Consider the following 17,231-nt stretch of genomic DNA (forward strand, 5'->3'; position numbering starts at 1 on the left):
CCCGACCGGGAACGCTTTCCCACCCACCGGGGCCGGCGGCGCTCCCGCCCGGCGGTGGCCGTGGTCACCCCGGGCCGCGCCGGGACGCAACGACATCGCCGGAGGGGCCGGTGGGACGGGAGGATCGTCAGCCGGCGGGGCGGCCCGCCGGAGCATCCACGCCGGCCGCCCCGGACGGGCCACCCGAGCCGGCCGGGGCGGCGCGATCCATGTCACACCGCCCCGGCCCGGTCAGGAGGCGTGGTCGACCAGCTCGCCCAGGCCGGTGGCGACGAGTTCGTCGCGGATCGCCGCGGCGTCGCCCTCCACCACGATTGTCAGGTCCTCCGGGCGCAGGTACGTGGCGGCCGCCGCGGAGACCTCCGCCACGTCGGCGGCGAGCAGCGACTCGCGCAACCGGGCGTGGTAGTCGTCGGGCAGGTCGTGCACGACCAGGGTGGTCAGCGCGGAGGCGATCGAGCGGGGGCTCTGCAACTCGACCGAGAGCTGCCCGGCCCGCCAGGAGCGCGCGACCGCCAGCTCCTCCTCGGTCACCCCGGTCTCCCGGGTGCGGGTGATCTCGCCGACCGACTCGACGACGGCCGGCGCGGTGACCGCCGTCTGCACCCCGGAGCTGACTCCGAACCGGCCGAACCGGCGGGACGAGGCGAAGTCGCCCCGGATGCCGTACGTGTAGCCGTGCACCTCGCGGATCAGGTGGTTGAGGCGGGAGGTGAACGCCCCGCCGAGCACCGTGCCGGCGAGCGTCATCGGCACGTGGTCGGGGTGGGAGCGGTGCGGCGACGGGTGGCCCATCCGCAGCGTGGACTGCACCGAGCCGGGCCGGTCCACCAGGATGATCCGCCGGCCGGGGCGGGTCGGCACCTCGATCGGGCCGCCCCGGTCGACCGGCCCGCCGCCGGTGCCCGCGAACGCCGCCGCGCCGAGCGCGTCCAGGTCCAGCCGGTCCAGGTCCCCGGCGACGACCAGCGTGCCGGGGCGGATGAACCACTCGGAGTGGAAGACCGTGACGTCCTCGACGTCCAGCGCCGCCACCGACTCCGGGTCGCCGTAGAGGGGACGGCCCCAGCGGTTGCCGGCGCCGAACAGGTCCGCGCGCAGCGCCGCGTCGGCCCGCGGGCCGGGGTTGGCCCAGTCCATCCGCAGCGCGGTCGCCTCGTCGTCGCGGACCCGCCGGACGTCGTCCGGGTCCAGCTTCGGGGTGCGCACCGCCTCGGCGAGCAGCTCCACGGCGGCGTTCAGCCGCTCCACCGGCACCTGCACGCTGACCTGGAAGGAGTCCCAGTCCAGCCCGATCACCAGCTCGGTGCCGAGCCCTTCGATCGCCAGCGCGTACGCCGTCGCGTCGCGCTGCGCGGTCCCCTCCTCCAGGGCCTTGGCGAGCACCGCGCCGAGCCCTTCCTTGCCGGTGGGCTCGCGGACGGCGCCCGCGTCGAGCAGCAGCAGCGCCACGGCCAGGTTCTGCCCGGGCAGGTGTGCGGCGACCACCTGACCACCCGCCACCGTGCGGCGGACCACTTGCGGGAACCGGTACGGGCGGGCGGCGCCGGGCCCGGGACGGTCGGCGATCAGCGTCATCAGGGCTTCTCCTCGGGCAGGTAGGTCAGGGTGACCCGGTCGTCGGCGGCGAGCACCTCGGCGGCGAGCTCGGCGATCTGCTCGGCGGTCACCGCGAGCCAGGCCGGCAACCGCTCCGCGGCCTTCGCCGGGTCGCCGAACTGGGTGGCGTAGCGCCCGAGCGTGTCCGCCCGGCCGTCCACCGTGGACATCTGCCGCCACCACGAGGTGCTCAGCAGGGACTTGGCCCGGTCCAGTTCGGTGGTGGTGACCGGAACGGTGGCCAGTTCGTCGATCACCTCGGCCAGCCCGGCGCCCAGCCGTTCGGCGCTCACCCCGGGGCGGGCCGTGGCGGTGGCGATCAGCGGCGCGGGGGCGTGCGCCAGGTCCGCGCCGTACGCCCCGACCATGTCGGGCTGGGCGATCCGCTCGCCGTCGGCGAGACGCTGGTAGAGACGGCTGCCCCGGCCGCTGCCGAGCACGGTGGCGAGCACCGTCAGCACGTCGTAGCCGGGGCTGCCGAAGGGGTGGGTGCGGTGCGCGATGTAGACGCGCGGCGCCGGCACGTCGGCGGTGACCGTCTCCACGACGGGTCGGCCGGTGGCCGGGACGGTCCGGCCGTCCGGGGCCGGCGGGATCTCCGCGCGCGGCGGGATGGCGCCGAAGTACTTGTCAGCCAGCGCGAACACCTCGGCGGCCGAGGCGTCGCCCACGACGGTGAGCACGGCGTTGTTCGGCGCGTAGTAGGTCCGGTGGAACGCCTGGAAGGTGCCCAGGTCGGCGGCGTTCAGGTCGGCCATCGACCCGATCGTGGCGTGGTGGTAGGGGTGCCCGGGCGGGTAGAGCAGCGACAGCAGCCGCAGCCAGGAGTCGCCGTAGGGCACGTTGTCGTAGCGCTGGCGCCGCTCGTTCTTGACCACGTCCCGCTGGTTGTCCAGCGTCTCCTGGGTCAGGGCGGGGACCAGGCCGCCCATCCGGTCCGCCTCGAGCCACAGCGCCAGTTCCAGGTGCTCGGCGGGGACGGTCTCGAAGTAGTTGGTGCGGTCCGGACTGGTGGTGGCGTTGAGCGAGCCACCCGCGCCCTGCACCAGCTTCATGTGCTCGGTCTTCGCCACGTTGACCGAGCCCTCGAACATCAGGTGCTCGAAGAGGTGCGCGAAGCCGGTCTGCCCCTCGGGCTCGTGGCGGGAACCGACGTCGTACCAGAGGTTCACCGCGACCGCCGGGGCGGTGCGGTCCTCACTCACCACCACGCGCAGGCCGTTGTCCAGGCGGGTGGTCTCGATGGGCCAGGGGTAACCGCTGTCGGGCATGGCACGACGCTATCCGATCGTGGGTCGCGCGGCGGGACGCGCCGCACGCGGCGAGGCATCGACCGCCGGCCGCCGGGTACCGGGAAGGCATGCCGTCTGCCGCCACCGTGACCGACCGGGCCGCCGTCGCGGTCGACCGCGCGACCGCCGCCCTGACCCGGCTGCGCCGGGCCCGCCTGCTGCATCCCGCGGGCCGCTCGTTCGCGGGCGAGGTCGTCGTCTGGGGTACGTCGGGACCGCCGACCGGGGTGCCGCTGCTGGACGGCCCGGGCCGCTTCCGGGCGACCGTCCGGCTCTCCAAGGGCGTGCCCACGCCGGGCGCCTGGCCGGACGTGCTGGGGCTGGCCGTGCGGCTGCACCGCGACGGGGACCGGCCGTTCGACCTGCTGGTCAGCTCCAGCGGGGCCGCGCCGCTGCTGCGGAACCTGCCGCTGCCCCGGCGGCGCTTCGCGGGGACGTACAGCACGATCATGCCGTTTCGCGCGGGCCGGCGGCGGCTCTTCCTGGCCGCGCTGGCCGACCCGGAGTCGCCCGGCCTGGGCCGCAGCCTGGCCGAGGTGGCCGCCGCGGCCCGGGCGGACGCGCCGCGCCTGGTGCTCGCGGTCGCGTCCGCCGTCGGGCCGTGGCGTCCGTTCGGGCAGGTCAGCCTCGGTGCCCAGCTCAGCGCCCGGGAGGACGCGGCGCTGGCCTTCGACCCGATCGGCAACCTGCCGCCGGGGCTGCGGGCGGTCGGCCCGATCGCCTGGCTGCGGGAGCACAGCTACCGGGGCTCGCGACGGGCCCGGGGGGCCGCGGCTCAGTCGGGGGGCTCGATGGGGGTCACCGTCTGATCGGAGGTACGCCGCTCCAGCACGGTGTCGGGGGCGGCGTTGCGGTCCTCCTCCCGGAGGTCGGACTCGGCGAGGATGGCCTCCGCCTGCGCGTGGGGGTCGTCGCTGCCGGCCGCCGCCTCCTCCGGCAGCAGGTGTGCGCGGGACTCCACTCGTTCCTGGTCGCTCTGCTCGTGACTCATGACCGCCCACATACCCCGCCGCCGCCTCCGGCACGCCGCATGATCGCCCCCGGATGATCGCGCCCGGCCCCGGCGCCGACGGGCGGCTCAGGAGCGGAACGGTCCGCGCACCTCGTAGGTGATGCCACCCGAGGAGGAGCCGGACGTGCCGCGCTGCGACGAGAAGTAGAACCGGCTGCCGTCGGGCGAGAACGCCGGCCCGCAGATCTCCGACGAGGACTGGCCGGTGATCCGCAGGAACGGGGCGACCACCCCCGCCGGGGTGATCACGTTGATCTCCATGTTGCCGCCGTCCTCGGCGACGTAGAGGTCGCCCGAGCGGGCCCCGGTGATGTTGTCCACCCCGGTCAGCGGCGCCGTCCCGGAGACCAGCGAGTCGTCGTACGCGAGGTCGATGCGCTGGTCGACCGCGTCGTAGGCCCAGACCCGGTTGTCGCCCTTGGTGGTGAACCAGCAGGTGCCGTCGGCGTACCAGCAGCCCTCGCCGCCGTTGAACCGCTTCGCCCCGGCGACCTGGTCGCGGGTGAGCGTGGGCGAGCCGTCCGGGTCGGGCACCCGCGCCCAGCTCACCGGGCCGCTGGTGCCCGTGCCGGCGACCAGCACCTCCAGGGTGCCGGCGGAGAGGTCGCCCCAGGTGGTCGGCCGGAACCGGTAGAAGCAGCCGTTGGTCTCGTCCTCGGTGAGGTAGACGACCCGGCGGTCCGGGTCGCAGGCGGCGGCCTCGTGGTTGAACCGGCCCATCGCAGCCCGCCGGACCCCGGCCCGGCCGCCCTGCGGGTACGTCTCGTAGACGTACCCCCGGTTGACCTCCTCGCCGGAGAGCCAGGTCCCCCACCCGGTCGCGCCGCCCGCGCAGTTGCGGTTGGTGTTCGACAGGATGCGGTACGCCGAGACGACGCTGCCGTCGGCGGCGAAGCGCACCGCGGACGCCCCACCGGTGCTCAGGATCTCGGAGTTCGAGACGTAGATCCAGCCGGTGCCGGCGACGAAGCAGGCGCCGCCGTCGGGCGCGTCGTGCCAGGTGTACGACGTGCCGGGCACCGCCTGCCGGGAGCGGGCGACGACCCGGCTGGCGAAGCCGGCGGGCAGTTGGATGCCGTTGGCGTCGGCCGCGCCGAGCGGCCCGTAGGGGCTGGCACCCGGCTGAGCAGGGGCGGCATGGGCGGCGCCGGCCCATAGGCTGCCGGAGAAGGCGGCGGCGCCGCCGACGACGGTGGCGCGCAGGACGGTACGACGGTCCATCGGGAACCTCCGGAGGGGCAGCTATCGGTGTCGATGAAACTACCGTCGCACGCATAGATGGAGGTGAACACGAAGCGAGTCTTTCCCGACGACCGGGTGGACCTTCCCGCGCAAACGGGTACGCTGGGCCGCGTGACGCGTTCGTATCGATGGTTTAGGCAGCCGGCTCGCACGCCGGTGACTTCACCATGATCTGACGTCACCACATTCGAGCCGGCCGGGCAGGAGCTCTCGTTCCTGCCCTTTTGCGTACGAGCAGCCGGCTCGACCCGGGCACCGGCCCCGGGGCACGGTCGGCGGAAGGATTCCCACCGTGACGACCCCGGAGACCGTTCGGGTCAGCGATCAGCGGATCGACCGTGTCGTGCCGCTGACCACCCCGGCCCTGCTGCACCACGACCTGCCCCTCGACGACACGCTCGCCTCGGCCGTGCTGGCCGGGCGACGCGCGGTCGGCCGGGTGCTGGACGGCGTCGACGACCGCCTGCTGGTGGTGGTCGGCCCGTGCTCGGTGCACGACCCGGCCGCCGCCCTGGAGTACGCCCACCTGCTCCGCGACGCCGCCGCCCGGGTGGCCGACGACCTGCTGGTGGTGATGCGGGTCTACTTCGAGAAGCCGCGCTCGACGGTGGGCTGGAAGGGCCTGATCAACGACCCCGGGCTGGACGGTTCCGGCGACGTCAACACGGGCCTGCGTACCGCCCGGGCGCTCCTGCTCGACGTGCTGCGCCTGGGGCTCCCCGTCGGCTGCGAGTTCCTCGACCCGATCACCCCGCAGTACATCGCCGACACGGTGGCGTGGGGCGCGATCGGCGCGCGGACGGTGGAGAGCCAGGTGCACCGGCAGCTCGCCTCCGGCCTGTCGATGCCGATCGGCATGAAGAACCGCCCGGACGGCAGCATCGGCACCGCCGTGGACGCCATCCGCGCCGCCGGCGTACCGCACGTCTTCCCCGGCATCGACGTCTCCGGCACGCCGGCGATCCTGCACACCCGGGGCAACGCCGACGGGCACCTGGTGCTGCGCGGCGGCGGCGGGCGGCCGAACTACGACGCGGAGTCGGTGGCCGGCGCCCTGGAGCTGCTGCGGGCGGCGGGCCTGCCTGAGCGCGTGGTGATCGACGCGAGTCACGCCAACAGCGGCAAGGACCACCGCAACCAGCCGAGGGTGGCGGCCGACGTGGCCGCCCAGCTCGACGCCGGCCAGCGCGGCATCGTCGGGATCATGCTGGAGAGCTTCCTGCTCGCCGGCCGCCAGGACCTCGACCCGACCCGCGAGCTGACGTACGGCCAGTCGGTCACCGACGCCTGCATCGGCTGGGACACCACCGAGGAGGTCCTCAGCCACCTGGCCGCCGCCGTCCGTACCCGCCGCCGGGCCCCGGCCCCCACCCCCGCCTGACCCCCACACCCCCCGCCCCGCCCCGCCCCGCCCCGCCCCGCCCCGCCCCGCCCCGCCCCGCCCCGCCCCGCCCCGCCCCGCCCCGCCCCGCCCCGCCCCGGTGATCATGAGGTTAGCGGCGAAGTCGATCTTCATCACTGCCGCCAACCTCATGATCACCGGGAGCCGGGCAGGCGGGAGCCGGGCAGGCGGGAGGTGGAGACGGACAGTGCCGCCCCCGGGCCCGGGAAGGGCTCGGGGGCGGCACCGGTGTCGGTGTGCAGGTCGCCTCTCGGCGAGTGGCACGACGCGGCTCCAGCCGGACGGTATTCCGCGAAGGCAGTTAGGTGAGGCCCGGGGACACTGGACACACCGACACCTGACTCAACCGGGGGCCCGCCGCCGGTGTTCCGGCCTGTGCCATGACCGCCGTCACAGCCCCGGCGACCACTCCGCGTCGGCCAGGCACGGCGCGGGCGCGCCCCGACCGGCGACGTTTCACCGGTTCCGGCGCGGGTAGCTGACCGTCGTGACCGACGACGCACCCGTGACGGACGCGCCCGTGATCGGGGAGCCGGACATCCGGCGCCTCGACGACCTCCTCGAGGATCTCTACCACGGCCAGGAGCGGATCAGTCAGGCGGACATCTACCGCCGGGCCGTCGCCGCCGAGCTTCCCGCGCAGCTCCTCACCCGCATGGCCGCCCTGCCCGAGGGCGAGTACGCCGTGGACGAGGTGGCCGACCTGCTCGGCGGTTCGGTCACCTGACGCCCGCCGGCCGGGACCGGTACGGCCCCGGAAGCGGACGGCCTTCCGCACCGGAGGCCGACGAGCAGTGAGGAGAGCGAGATGTCCCACCACGAGGAAGAGCACGAGAAGCTGCCGGCGCTCGGTCAGCCCCCCGAGGGCCGGGACACCCTGCCGGAGCCCGACTTCGCCAACGAGCACGACCGCACCGCCGTCGACCGGGACGTCATCACCGGAGCGGACGCCGACGAGCGCGAGCCGGAGGCCTCCCGCGGCTGGGCCGGCCAGGACCACGGCACGACCCCGACCTGAGGACAGCCACGACGAAGGGGGCCGGCGCAAGCGCCGGCCCCCTTCGTCGTACGTCCTCAGTCCTCGTCGTGGTCGCCGCCCTCGGCGGCCTGCTGGGCCACCGCGTACGCCATCTGGAGGAAGTCCGAGGCGGCCACGGCGGTCAGCGCGGTCGCCACCAGGCGGGTGAGCCGGGGGGCGAGCACCAGGCCGCCGGTGAACCCGGTGGCGACCCAGACGGCGAGGCAGAACGGGCAGCTCAGCAGCTCCCCGATCGCGTGCCGGGTGGAGCTGCCCTGGTCGCGGACCTGCTCCATCACCTCGCCGCTGCCGATCGGCTTGTCGTACCGGGTGAACGGCGCCCGCAGGGGGCTCGTCACCGCGTCCTTCGTCAGCAGCCGGCTCAGCTTGTGGGTGGCGATGCTGAGCAGCACCACGTCGGCCGGGGCGGGACGCTCGGGCACCGGTCGGCCGGTCGCCCTCACCAGACCGGCGATGCCGGCGGTCACCCCGGCGTAGGTTCCCATCGCCGCCAGGTAACCGCCCAGCGGCCGGTGTTCGTGCGGCGCGTACGCCTGGCGCAGCCGCGCCACCTTCTCCTTCAGGGCGGTCACCCGGTCTCCTCGATCCTCTCGGGGGGCGGTCCGGCTCAGCCGGCCTGCAGGTTGTCGGCCACCTCGCGGGCGAGACTGTCCAGCGCCTCGTCGGCCAGCCGCTCGGCGTCCGGCCCGCCGGTGAGGTCGAGCCGCATCCGGGCGCCACCGGCCTGGGCGGGCTCCACCAGGATCTCCGCCGACCAGTCCTCGGCGGCGCTCCACCGGGCCCGCAGTTCCTCGGCGCTGACCTCGTCCGCCGGGCTGCCGTCGGCCCGCAGCGGCTCCGGCAGCCACGCCGACGCCCGGGCGGGGTCGGTGGCGGTGTTGAACACGACCTCCGGCGGCGCGGACATCCCGCGCTCGGCGGACGCCATCAGGCGTCCCGCAGCCGGCTCGGGTCGACCTCGCGGCCGGGGTGCCGGGCGAGGTACTCGGTCTCCAGCTCGGCGGTGCGCCGCAGGTGGTTGGCGAGCGCGGAGTCCGCCGCGTGGCGCAGGGTGTCCAGGCGGGTCCGGTGCAGGCTGTGCATCTCCCGGATCAGGTCCTCGTCGGCCAGCTCGGCGGGGTCGACGCCGAGCAGCTCGCCGTCGGGCGCATCGGCCTCGCCGGAGGCCCTGTCGTGGACATGGTCGCCGTCCCACTCGGGCATCCGCTGCTCCGGGCTGCCGAAGTCGTCCTGCCGTACCGATCCCGTCATGATCGACCCCCTGCTCTGGTTTGGGCTCGCGTCTAGACGGATGCCCACACCGGCAGGCACCAAACCATCCCCGCACCTACGACGCCGCGTCGGAGACCCCGGCGGCCCCCGGTACTCTCGATGCCATGAAACGGCTCTGGACCCCGGCGTGGATCGCGCGCCACGTGGCCATGGTCGTGCTCGTCACCGGTTTCCTGGCGCTGGGCTGGTGGCAGGTCAGCCGGGCCGCCGCCGGCAACGCGATCAGCTGGGGCTACGCGGTCGAGTGGCCGATCTTCGCGGGCTTCGTGGTCTTCGTCTGGTGGCGTGAGGTCCGGCACGCCCTGCGCGGGCCGGCGGCGCCGGCCGACGCGCAGGGGGAGACGTCGACCGCCGCCGGGACGCGACCGGCCGACGCCCCGCAGGCCGCCGCGACGCGCCCGGTCGTACGCCGACCCGTGCGGGTCGCCCGCGTGTCCGCGGCTGCCGGCGGCGGCGAGGACGGCGACCTCGCCGCCTACAACCACTACCTGCAATGGCTGAACGACAACCCGGGTGCCAAGCCCGGTGACTACCCCGGCTGAGGCCGGGCGCGAAAGGACGGACGACGGTGGGTGCAGCCCTGACCCGGTACCGAGTCATCGCCTGGATCGTCGGCGTGGCGCTGATCCTGCTGGTCGTGATCGGCATGCCGATGAAGTACGGCTTCGACGACCCGATCCTGGTGGAGACCGTGGGCCAGGCGCACGGCTTCCTCTACATGCTCTACCTGGTGGCCGCCTTCGACCTGTCCCGCCGGGCCGGCTGGCCGCTGAAGCGGATGATCCTGGTGATGTTGGCCGGCACGGTGCCGTTCGTCTCCTTCTACGCGGAGCGCCGGGTCAGCAACTGGGTGACGGCGGAGCAGTCCGAGCGCACCCCGGAGCCGGTCGCCGGCTGACGCCGGTCACCGGATGGGCCGCCACGGGTCTGCCGAGGCGAGCGGGTCCTCCCAGCCGCCGTACCGGTTCATCTCCCGGGCCCGGCGCAGGGCCCGGGTGACCTGGCCGAACTGCCGCTCGTCGTCGCTGCTGAACAGCAGCACCCGGTCGCCCCGGCGCCGGCCCCACAGCTCGTACGCGGGCGGCCGCCACCGGTCCCCCACCAGTGCGACCAGCACCGGCAGCAGGAACACCAGGCCCAGGACGAGGTACGCCCCCGCGGTGAGCCGTTGCAGCCCGCCGGTGAAGCCGAGCAGCAGCCCGACGCCGCCGATCATGGCGCCGGTGACCAGGACGGCCCGTACCGCGACGCGGTCGTGCGGGCCGCGGCCGGTCTGCAGGTGGGTCAGCTCGGTGACCTGCCAGCTGTTGCGGCCGACGGTGAAGCGGTCGACCGTCACGATGATCCCGGGTCGGGCGTAGAGGAGGGTGTTCTTCTGCGCGGTCGTCCGCGATGACCGCGTCTGTCGGGTGGCGCCTTGAGGGTTCACGGTTCTACCTCCCGCGGCTGGTGCCGGGTCGGCTCCCGTCGACGGTCTCGCATCGCCGGTCGACGGGATTCCCGGCTGCGCGCTTCATTGTGTGGCGCACGTGCCAGCCCGGAGGGCGATTTCGGCTCGCGTCCGGGGGCCGCGGTCGCGTGGCCCGCCGGTTCCGGCCGCCATGTCGGTCTTGTCGGTCATAACGGCTCACGGTCCGCCGGCATACGCCGACAACGACGAACGGCACGGATCGCCTGATCGCCGACAATAGCCGCGGCTCGCTGCGGCGAGCCGGAGGAGTCGATCACGCGCCGCACCCGTCGCGATCCGCAATTTCCGTCACTCAGCCAACATTCGACCCTGCTTCAACTGCGCATCACTCCTGCCCCGGGATAGGTTGTCCCGGTCGGCCCGGTCGATCGCCGTCCACCCGGACGGCACCGGCCCGGTGCCGCCGGGGGCGTCAGCAGCCCACGGCGGCCGATGGGAGAGGAGCCTTCCGCTCTTGTCGTCCCTCAGGAACACGCTGCGCGCCCTGGCGGTCGCCGTGGTGTCGGCCACGCTGCTCGCCCCGGCGATACCCGCCCGGGCCGAACCGTCCCCCGCCGAGCTGACCCGGCGGATCGAGAATTCCTCCTCCCAGCTGGAGCACGTCGTCGAGGCGTACAACAAGCTCCGGGAGGAGATCAAGACCAACCAGGCCGCCGTGGCGCGGGTACAGAGCCGCATCGGTCCGCTGGAGCAGGAGACCGAACGGAGCCGGGCGGACGTCGGCGCGATGGCGGTGACCGCGTACAAGACCGGCAACAACCTGAGCACCGCGGAGGCGCTGCTGCGTCCCGGCGGCGCCGACACCCTGCTCGACCGGCTGAGCATGCTCGACCAGCTCACGCGGCAGCGGCAGGCGAAGATCTCGAACTTCACGGGCAACCAGCGCCGGCTGCTCGACGAGAAGACCCGGCTGGAGGTCACGCTGGGCCGGCAGGCGGCGCAGGCCCGCGAGATGACCGCCACGAAGAAGCGGATCGAGCGCGACCTGGCCGAGCTCTACGAGCTGCGCCGGCAGGCGTACGGCCGGGCCACGGAGAAGCCGGCCGCCCGGTCCGACAGCGCGAAGGAGGCGCCCGCGGTCTCGGGCAAGGCCGGCGTCGCCGTGCGGTACGCGTACGGCGCGCTCGGCAAGCCGTACGTCTGGGGCGCCGACGGTCCGAACGGCTACGACTGCTCGGGCCTGACCTCGGCGGCCTGGCGGGCGGCCGGCAAGTCACTGCCGCACAACACCCGGATGCAGTGGGGCGCGGTGACCCACATCAGCCGCAGCGAGCTGCGCCCCGGCGACCTGGTCTTCTACAGCGGGCTCGGGCACGTGGGCCTCTACGTCGGCGGCGGTCAGGTGATCGACGCGCCGAGCGCCGGGCGCAACGTGCTCAAACGGGGCATGAACCTGATGCCCATCCAGGGCTACGGTCGGGTCCGCTGACCCACACCGGCAATGCGAACGGCCGGCGTCCCCCTATCGGACGCCGGCCGTTCGCGTTGTTCCTACCCTGCTCAGGCCGCCTGCAGGCCCTCAGCCCGGGCCAGCTCGCGGAGCCGACCGAGCGCCTGGATCTCCAGCTGCCGGATCCGCTCCCGGGAAAGCGAGAACCGCGAGGCCACCTCGGTGAGCGAGTGCTCCCGGCCGTCCTCGAGCCCGTAGCGGGCCCGCATGATGCCGGCCGAACGGTCGTCGAGGTGGTTGAGCAGACCCTCGATCCGCTGCCGCTCCAGCCCCGTCAGGACGATCTCCTCCGGCGACGGCGCGTCGCTGTCGGCGACCAGGTCCCCGAGGTTGGTGTCGCCGTCGTCGCCCACCGGGGTGTCCAGCGAGACGGTGTCCTGCGACCAGCGGACCAGCTCGTTGACCCGCTCGACGGTGACCCCGAGGGCCGCCGCGATCTGCTCCGGCTCCGGGTCGCTGCCCAGCTCACGGGTGAGCTGCCGGGCCACGTTGCGCATCCGGTTGACGTCCTCGACCAGGTGCACCGGCAGTCGCACGGTGCGCTCCTGCTGGGCGATCGCCCGGCTGATCGCCTGACGGATCCACCAGGTCGCGTAGGTGGAGAACTTGTAGCCGCGCACGTAGTCGAACTTCTCGACCGCCCGCACCAGGCCGGTGTTGCCCTCCTGGATCAGGTCCAGCATGGGCATGCCCGAACGCACGTAACGGCGGGCGATCGACACGACCAGTCGCAGGTTGGCCCGGATGAACAGGTCCTTGGCCCGCTCGCCCTCGGCGACCAGCCGCTCCAGGTCGTCCCGGTCGGCACCGGCGGGGACGCGGTCCTCGCCGAGCAGGTGCTCGGCGTAGAGGCCGGCCTCGATGGCCTTGGAGAGGTCGACCTCCTTGGCGGCGTCCAGCAGTGGCGTCCGGGAGATCTCGTGAAGGTAGACGCCGACCAGGTCGCGCTCCTCGGCAACCTCGTCGGTTCGCATGCCGATGTTCTTGTCCACGTTGCCCACGGTCCCCTCGCTCGCGCCGGTTGCCCGGTTCCTTGCCATCCCCACGTCCATCAGCCCTCCCCCGTAACTTCCGCTGTGCCCACCGGTGCTGACACCTACACAACAGTTGAGACGCGCCGGGGATTCCATGTCGTGAGTCGAAAGTGTCACGAATGCCTGATAATCCGCTGAGAGCGCGGTCCATGTTTGCTGTCAGCACCCCGGGTGGCGGCTCTCCGATGGGCACCACGCCAGGGGCGGCGGATCGACGTGTCGCCGTGTCCCGGTCCATGGCAGCATCGCCCCGCCCGCACACGCAGCGACCCGGGTCACCGTCGGGCTGCGATCCTGGTCACTGCGGAGTCACGCACGGCTGGACCGGTCGGTTCATCCACGCCCGTGGTAATACCCCACCCCCCGGTGAACAATCCGCACCGCGGACCCGTGCCCGTACGTGACGGGGATCGCAGGGCGGGTGCGGCGGGGGTGGGGGTGGGGTCGGCTCAGGAGGCGAGCAGGGCCAGGGCGCCGCGGACCTGGTCGGCGGAACGGGAAAGGGCGGCCCGCGCGGCGGACACCTCCACCCCGGAGACGAGCGAGACCAGCGCCACCTTCATGTCGCCGTCGGCCTCGTTGAGGGCCCGCCGGCAGATCTCCTCCGAGCAGCCGGTCGCCTCGATCAGGATCGAGATCATCCGGCCCCGGAGCTTGGCGTTGGTGGCGACCATGTCGATCATGAGGTTCGAGTAGACCCGGCCCAGCCGGACCATCACGGCCGTGGAGAACGTGTTCAGCACCAGCTTCTGCGCGGTGCCCGCCTTCATCCGGGTCGAGCCGGTGACGACCTCCGGTCCGGTGTCCACCCCGATGAAGACGTCCACCGACCGGGCGGCCTGCGCCTCCGGGTTTGCACAGAGCAGCACGGTCGAGGCCCCCTTGGCACTCGACGCGGCGAGCGCCCCCAGGACGTACGGTGTGCGTCCGCTGGCGGCGAGCCCGACCACCAGGTCCCCGGCCCGTACGCAGTCGGCTGCCTCCGCCGCGCCGCCCCGGTCGTCGTCCTCGGCGTCCTCGACCGCCCGCCACATGGCCTCCGGCCCGCCCGCGATGTGGGCGCAGAACCAGTGCCGGGGCGAGTTGAAGGTGGGCGCCAGCTCGGCGGCGTCGATCACGCCGAGCCGGCCGGAGGTGCCGGCGCCGAAGTAGTGCACCCGGTGCCCGCCGCGCAGGGCGGTCACCGCCAGGTCCACCGTCGCGGCGATCTCGTCGAGGACGGCCGCGACCGCGCCGGGCACCCGCCGGTCCGCCTCGTTGATGACCGTGAGCACGTCCCGGGTCGACATGAGGTCGAGGTCCGCGCTGAGCGGGTTGCGCCGCTCGGTCGGCGCGCCGACCCGGATCACCGGCCGGGCCGTCACCGGGGCCGTCACCTCGTGGGGTTCCACCGCGCCCGCCGTCATGCCCGCCTCCGTCCCGGGCCGACCCGGTGCGACCGGACCGCCTCGGCTGTCGCTTCGAGGGCCTTCCTGGCCCGGGACCGGTTGCGCGCGGCCACCCCGACGAAGAGGCAGTCGACGACGGTGAGCTGGGCCAGCCGGCTCGCCATCGCGCCCGAGCGGTAGGTGGTCTCGCGGGCGGCCGTGGTGAGCACGAAGTCGGCCACCTCGGTGATCGGCGACCGGGGGAAGTTGGTGAGCGCCACCGTGGCCGCCCCCCGGGCCCGCGCCTGTTCCAGCACCTCGATCACGTCGGAGGTGGTGCCGGTGTGCGAGATGCCGACCGCGACGTCGCCCCGCCCGAGCAGCGCGGCCGACGTCAGCGCCGTGTGCACGTCCGGGAAGTAGAAGGCGGTGCGGCCGATGCGGTGCAGCTTCTGCTGGAAGTCCGAGGCGACGAAGCCGCTGGCGCCCGCCCCGTAGACGTCGATCCTTCCGGCGCCCGCGATGGCGTCGACGACCTGCTCGCAGATCGCCGGGTCGAGCTGCTCGGCCGTCTCCTCGACGGCCCGCGCGTCGTTGAAGGCGATGGTCGCGATGATCTGGGCGAGGTCGGCCCCGGGCGGGATGTCGCCGCCGACGACCCGCGCGTCGGGCGGCTCGACCCGGCGGGCGGCCTCGGCGGCGAGCCGGATCCGCAGTTGCGGGTAGCCGTCCATGCCGACCGATCGACAGAAGCGGATGACGGTCGCCTCGGATGTCTCGGCGGCGGTGGCGAGGTCAGTGATGGTCCGACGCGAGGCGGCGGCCGGGTCGGCGACCACCAGCCGGGCGACCCGCTGCTCGGCCGGCGACAACGACGGGAGCAGGCCGCTGATGTGGACGATCAGCCCACCCGGCTCGTGACTCGCAGAAATCTTCGGACTCTTCGCCACGGATGAAACTTACTTTCACGAGGCGTGAGCGTCAACCATGACTGCGCGTATTGAGGAAAGTACCGCCCGCCCGGACGTGCCGTTTCGCCCAGCCTGCCATCCGTACCGCCCAGCGTGCCATTCCACGGAGGACGTCGCCTCCCCCGCCGGACCTGCGTGGAGAGGCCACCCGGTCGCCGCCGGGCCCCGCTCGGCCCCCGTGCAGACGATGCCATCCCGCCGCCTCCCGCGGCGCCCCGCAACCCGGCCGGATCCCCAGGCAGCCGGTCGGGGGCCGTCGGCTCAGGCGCTCAGCCGGGCGATCGCGACCGGCTCCCCGCCCGGCGGCCCGGGCACGACGGCGGAGCGCACGTCCCGCCCGCCGGAGGACCGCCCGTCGGAGGACCGTCCGTCGGAGGACCGCCCGTCGCGACCGTCGGTCAGCCGACCGTCACGACCGTCGGCGGACGACCCCAGCCAGCCCGCCAGGTGGGCCTGGATCTGCCGGGAGACCTCCTCCGGCGGGCGCCCGGCGTCCACCACGACGAAGGTCGGATACTCCGGCAGGGTCCGGTACGCGGTGTCGGCGGCGGTCAGGTAGCGCATGCTCTCGTGGTCGGTGCCGCGCTGCTCGATCCGGCGGTACGCCTCGGCGGGATCGACGGTCAGCAGGAAGGTCAACTGCGGTCGCGGGAACATCCGGTAGCCGGCGCGGGCCAGCCGCTCCCAGCGCTGGCCCCCGTGCGCCCGGATGCTCGCGTACTGGCACGCGGAGTAGCGGTCCATCACCGCGACCCGGCCGGTGGCCAGGCAACTGAGCAGGGCGAGGGCGATCGCCAGCCAACGGAGCACGGACTCCACCGCCAGCATGCCGCTGCGCCCGACGAGCCGCTGCGCGTCCGGACGGCCGAGGCGGTGCGCGAGGCGGCCCAGCCAGCGCCGCCCGCCGGCGTTGCGGTGGTAGGTGGCGGGGCGGCCCGCCGCGGTGAGCGCGTCGGCGAGCCGGTGCGCCTGGGTGGTCTTGCCCGAGCCGTCGATGCCGATCAGGGCGACGGCGCGCAATCGGGCCCTGCCGCGCCGCGCCCCCGGTGATCTGGACACTCTGCACAGGCTATCCGACCCGCGCTCGCGTACCCGGAGATTTGTGCCGTGTCCTCCCGGTTGACCCCGACCGTGCCACCTGCCAGGTGTGGCCCGCCGGGATGCCGGGTACCGGAGTTGGATCAGCCGCCCACCACCATCGACGGGAGACGCCAATGGCAGAGCGCGGGGACGAGAGCCTGGTGCACACGTTGAAGAAGGTCGCCGCCGTGCTCAAGCAGGAAGAGATTCCCTTCGCGCTCGGGGGCAGCTTCGCGGTGTACGCCCACGGCGGTCACTCCAGCGACCACGACGTCGACTTCCTGATCCGGGAGGTCGACGTGGAACGGTCCCTCGAGGCGCTGGTCGCGGCGGGCTTCACCGCCGAGCGGCCGCCCGAGGACTGGTTGGTCAAGGTGTTCGACGACGGTCGCATGGTGGACCTGATCCACCGGCCGATCGAGACGCCGGTGACGGAGGAGACGTTCGCCGACACGGTCGTGCGGCCGGTCGACGCGATCCACATGCCGGTGCTCTCGGCCAGCCAGCTCATGGTGCACAAGCTGCTGAGCTTCTCGCAGCACTACTGCGACTTCGCCCGGGGCCTGCCGCTGGCCCGTTCCCTGCGGGAGCAGATCGACTGGGAACGGGTACGCAAGGAGACGCAGCACTCCCCGTACGCGGAGGCGTTCCTGGTGCTGCTGGACCGGCTGGAAGTGGTGCCGCACTCCGGCACCGGCGAGGGAGAGGGGACACCGTGACCGAGCACCGCGACGTCGCCACCGGCCCGCCCGACGAGTACGTCGAGGCGGAGATCCACCGGCTGCTCGCTGAGGACCCGGACGTGGCCGAGCAGGGGATCACCGTGGTCCGCCGGGAGCGCGGCCTCGTGCTCTACGGCGAGGTCGAGAGCCCGCACCGGCGCGAGGAGATCCTGCGCCGGGTGGCCGAACGCTTCCCCGACGTGCCGGTCACCAGCGACATCGGGGTGATCCGCGCGCAGGCGCCCACGGAGATCGAGCAACTGCCCTGAGGAGGTTCC

Annotated in this window: 21 protein-coding genes; 9 read left to right on the forward strand and 12 right to left on the reverse strand. The window is 73.7% G+C overall.

Features of this window, described 5'->3' with window-relative positions; all coding sequences use genetic code 11:
• Window positions 1–231: 231 nt before the first annotated feature.
• Together ACN27A_RS15345 and ACN27A_RS15350 are read right to left on the reverse strand one after the other, a co-directional pair.
• Complete coding sequence (locus ACN27A_RS15345) at window positions 232–1,578, reverse strand: M16 family metallopeptidase (RefSeq protein WP_421453897.1); 1,347 nt, start codon at window positions 1,576–1,578, stop codon at window positions 232–234.
• Window positions 1,578–2,870 carry a M16 family metallopeptidase gene (locus tag ACN27A_RS15350; protein ID WP_421453898.1) on the reverse strand — a complete coding sequence of 431 codons (1,293 nt, stop codon included), beginning with the start codon at window positions 2,868–2,870 and terminating at the stop codon, window positions 1,578–1,580. The genes ACN27A_RS15345 and ACN27A_RS15350 overlap by 1 nt, the downstream gene beginning before the upstream one ends.
• A gap of 89 nt (window positions 2,871–2,959) precedes the next feature.
• Between ACN27A_RS15350 and ACN27A_RS15355 the strand changes: the two genes are divergently transcribed.
• Complete coding sequence (locus tag ACN27A_RS15355; RefSeq protein WP_421453901.1) at window positions 2,960–3,700, forward strand: phosphodiesterase; 741 nt, start codon at window positions 2,960–2,962, stop codon at window positions 3,698–3,700.
• Here the strand turns inward: ACN27A_RS15355 and ACN27A_RS15360 are convergent.
• Together ACN27A_RS15360 and ACN27A_RS15365 are read right to left on the reverse strand one after the other, a co-directional pair.
• A complete protein-coding gene (locus tag ACN27A_RS15360; protein ID WP_101415193.1) occupies window positions 3,667–3,882 on the reverse strand; it encodes a hypothetical protein in 216 nt (71 codons plus the stop codon). The two genes, ACN27A_RS15355 and ACN27A_RS15360, sit on opposite strands and share 34 nt — an antisense overlap.
• Before the next feature lie 87 nt (window positions 3,883–3,969).
• Window positions 3,970–5,124: an alkaline phosphatase PhoX gene (locus tag ACN27A_RS15365; RefSeq protein ID WP_421453903.1), complete on the reverse strand. Its 1,155-nt coding sequence runs from the start codon at window positions 5,122–5,124 to the stop codon at window positions 3,970–3,972.
• Between the two features lie 304 nt (window positions 5,125–5,428).
• Here ACN27A_RS15365 and ACN27A_RS15370 point away from each other — a divergent pair, with 304 nt between their 5' ends.
• The 3 genes from ACN27A_RS15370 (at window position 5,429) to ACN27A_RS15380 (ending at window position 7,565) form a co-directional block, all read left to right on the forward strand.
• Window positions 5,429–6,526, forward strand: a complete 1,098-nt coding sequence (locus tag ACN27A_RS15370) for a 3-deoxy-7-phosphoheptulonate synthase (protein WP_421458476.1) — start codon at window positions 5,429–5,431, stop codon at window positions 6,524–6,526.
• Window positions 6,527–7,025: 499 nt separating this feature from the next.
• A complete protein-coding gene (locus ACN27A_RS15375) occupies window positions 7,026–7,274 on the forward strand; it encodes a hypothetical protein (protein ID WP_396888763.1) in 249 nt (82 codons plus the stop codon).
• 81 nt (window positions 7,275–7,355) lie between these two features.
• Window positions 7,356–7,565: a hypothetical protein gene (locus tag ACN27A_RS15380; protein WP_132239399.1), complete on the forward strand. Its 210-nt coding sequence runs from the start codon at window positions 7,356–7,358 to the stop codon at window positions 7,563–7,565.
• A 56-nt stretch (window positions 7,566–7,621) separates the two neighbouring features.
• Here the strand turns inward: ACN27A_RS15380 and ACN27A_RS15385 are convergent, their stop codons facing one another.
• The 3 genes from ACN27A_RS15385 to ACN27A_RS15395 are packed head-to-tail and all read right to left on the reverse strand — an operon-like array spanning window position 7,622 to window position 8,840.
• The gene (locus ACN27A_RS15385) at window positions 7,622–8,158 is read right to left on the reverse strand and encodes a DUF1360 domain-containing protein (protein WP_132239401.1); all 537 of its coding nucleotides are present in this window, start codon (window positions 8,156–8,158) and stop codon (window positions 7,622–7,624) included.
• 35 nt (window positions 8,159–8,193) lie between these two features.
• Window positions 8,194–8,514: a hypothetical protein gene (locus ACN27A_RS15390; protein ID WP_132239403.1), complete on the reverse strand. Its 321-nt coding sequence runs from the start codon at window positions 8,512–8,514 to the stop codon at window positions 8,194–8,196.
• On the reverse strand, window positions 8,514–8,840 hold the full coding sequence (locus tag ACN27A_RS15395; RefSeq protein WP_421458477.1) for a DUF6158 family protein: 327 nt from the start codon (window positions 8,838–8,840) through the stop codon (window positions 8,514–8,516). Before ACN27A_RS15395 ends, ACN27A_RS15390 begins: the two co-directional genes overlap by 1 nt.
• Window positions 8,841–8,962: 122 nt before the next feature.
• On the opposite strand from ACN27A_RS15395, the gene ACN27A_RS15400 reads away from it, so the two are divergent.
• Together ACN27A_RS15400 and ACN27A_RS15405 are read left to right on the forward strand one after the other, a co-directional pair.
• Complete coding sequence (locus ACN27A_RS15400; protein ID WP_421453907.1) at window positions 8,963–9,400, forward strand: hypothetical protein; 438 nt, start codon at window positions 8,963–8,965, stop codon at window positions 9,398–9,400.
• 26 nt (window positions 9,401–9,426) lie between these two features.
• Window positions 9,427–9,756, forward strand: a complete 330-nt coding sequence (locus ACN27A_RS15405) for a DUF3817 domain-containing protein (protein WP_421453910.1) — start codon at window positions 9,427–9,429, stop codon at window positions 9,754–9,756.
• A 6-nt stretch (window positions 9,757–9,762) separates the two neighbouring features.
• On the opposite strand, the gene ACN27A_RS15410 is transcribed toward ACN27A_RS15405, so the two are convergent.
• Window positions 9,763–10,287: a DUF6232 family protein gene (locus ACN27A_RS15410; protein WP_421453912.1), complete on the reverse strand. Its 525-nt coding sequence runs from the start codon at window positions 10,285–10,287 to the stop codon at window positions 9,763–9,765.
• Window positions 10,288–10,783: 496 nt separating this feature from the next.
• Between ACN27A_RS15410 and ACN27A_RS15415 the strand changes: the two genes are divergently transcribed.
• Complete coding sequence (locus ACN27A_RS15415; protein WP_421453914.1) at window positions 10,784–11,758, forward strand: NlpC/P60 family protein; 975 nt, start codon at window positions 10,784–10,786, stop codon at window positions 11,756–11,758.
• A 71-nt stretch (window positions 11,759–11,829) separates the two neighbouring features.
• Here the strand turns inward: ACN27A_RS15415 and ACN27A_RS15420 are convergent, their stop codons facing one another.
• The 4 genes from ACN27A_RS15420 to ACN27A_RS15435 all read right to left on the reverse strand — a co-directional run bounded on the left by ACN27A_RS15420 (window position 11,830) and on the right by ACN27A_RS15435 (window position 16,219).
• Complete coding sequence (locus ACN27A_RS15420) at window positions 11,830–12,819, reverse strand: sigma-70 family RNA polymerase sigma factor (protein WP_207914530.1); 990 nt, start codon at window positions 12,817–12,819, stop codon at window positions 11,830–11,832.
• A gap of 443 nt (window positions 12,820–13,262) precedes the next feature.
• A complete protein-coding gene (locus ACN27A_RS15425) occupies window positions 13,263–14,219 on the reverse strand; it encodes an N-acetylmuramic acid 6-phosphate etherase (RefSeq protein ID WP_357578818.1) in 957 nt (318 codons plus the stop codon).
• The gene (locus ACN27A_RS15430; protein WP_357578817.1) at window positions 14,216–15,130 is read right to left on the reverse strand and encodes a MurR/RpiR family transcriptional regulator; all 915 of its coding nucleotides are present in this window, start codon (window positions 15,128–15,130) and stop codon (window positions 14,216–14,218) included. The genes ACN27A_RS15425 and ACN27A_RS15430 overlap by 4 nt, the downstream gene beginning before the upstream one ends.
• A 282-nt stretch (window positions 15,131–15,412) precedes the next feature.
• Window positions 15,413–16,219, reverse strand: a complete 807-nt coding sequence (locus ACN27A_RS15435) for a dTMP kinase (RefSeq protein WP_421458478.1) — start codon at window positions 16,217–16,219, stop codon at window positions 15,413–15,415.
• A gap of 92 nt (window positions 16,220–16,311) precedes the next feature.
• Here ACN27A_RS15435 and ACN27A_RS15440 point away from each other — a divergent pair, with 92 nt between their 5' ends.
• Both ACN27A_RS15440 and ACN27A_RS15445 read left to right on the forward strand, forming a co-directional pair.
• Window positions 16,312–16,950: a nucleotidyltransferase family protein gene (locus ACN27A_RS15440; protein WP_132239419.1), complete on the forward strand. Its 639-nt coding sequence runs from the start codon at window positions 16,312–16,314 to the stop codon at window positions 16,948–16,950.
• A complete protein-coding gene (locus ACN27A_RS15445) occupies window positions 16,947–17,222 on the forward strand; it encodes a hypothetical protein (RefSeq protein ID WP_132239421.1) in 276 nt (91 codons plus the stop codon). Before ACN27A_RS15440 ends, ACN27A_RS15445 begins: the two co-directional genes overlap by 4 nt.
• Window positions 17,223–17,231 lie beyond the last annotated feature (9 nt).

The sequence above is a fragment of the Micromonospora sp. WMMD737 genome, assembly GCF_049179055.1.
In the GTDB taxonomy this organism is placed as follows: Bacteria; Actinomycetota; Actinomycetes; order Mycobacteriales; family Micromonosporaceae; genus Micromonospora; species Micromonospora reichwaldensis.

Bases quoted from the DNA above. Each gene is read 5' to 3' on its own strand.
- ACN27A_RS15345 (WP_421453897.1), bottom strand. From the start codon at position 1,578: ATGACGCTGATCGCCGACCGTCCCGGGCCCGGCGCCGCCCGCCCGTAC.
- ACN27A_RS15350 (WP_421453898.1), bottom strand. From the start codon at position 2,870: ATGCCCGACAGCGGTTACCCCTGGCCCATCGAGACCACCCGCCTGGAC.
- ACN27A_RS15355 (WP_421453901.1), top strand. From the start codon at position 2,960: ATGCCGTCTGCCGCCACCGTGACCGACCGGGCCGCCGTCGCGGTCGAC.
- ACN27A_RS15360 (WP_101415193.1), bottom strand. From the start codon at position 3,882: ATGAGTCACGAGCAGAGCGACCAGGAACGAGTGGAGTCCCGCGCACAC.
- ACN27A_RS15365 (WP_421453903.1), bottom strand. From the start codon at position 5,124: ATGGACCGTCGTACCGTCCTGCGCGCCACCGTCGTCGGCGGCGCCGCC.
- ACN27A_RS15380 (WP_132239399.1), top strand. From the start codon at position 7,356: ATGTCCCACCACGAGGAAGAGCACGAGAAGCTGCCGGCGCTCGGTCAG.
- ACN27A_RS15390 (WP_132239403.1), bottom strand. From the start codon at position 8,514: ATGGCGTCCGCCGAGCGCGGGATGTCCGCGCCGCCGGAGGTCGTGTTC.
- ACN27A_RS15400 (WP_421453907.1), top strand. From the start codon at position 8,963: ATGAAACGGCTCTGGACCCCGGCGTGGATCGCGCGCCACGTGGCCATG.
- ACN27A_RS15420 (WP_207914530.1), bottom strand. From the start codon at position 12,819: ATGGCAAGGAACCGGGCAACCGGCGCGAGCGAGGGGACCGTGGGCAAC.
- ACN27A_RS15425 (WP_357578818.1), bottom strand. From the start codon at position 14,219: ATGACGGCGGGCGCGGTGGAACCCCACGAGGTGACGGCCCCGGTGACG.
- ACN27A_RS15440 (WP_132239419.1), top strand. From the start codon at position 16,312: ATGCCGGGTACCGGAGTTGGATCAGCCGCCCACCACCATCGACGGGAG.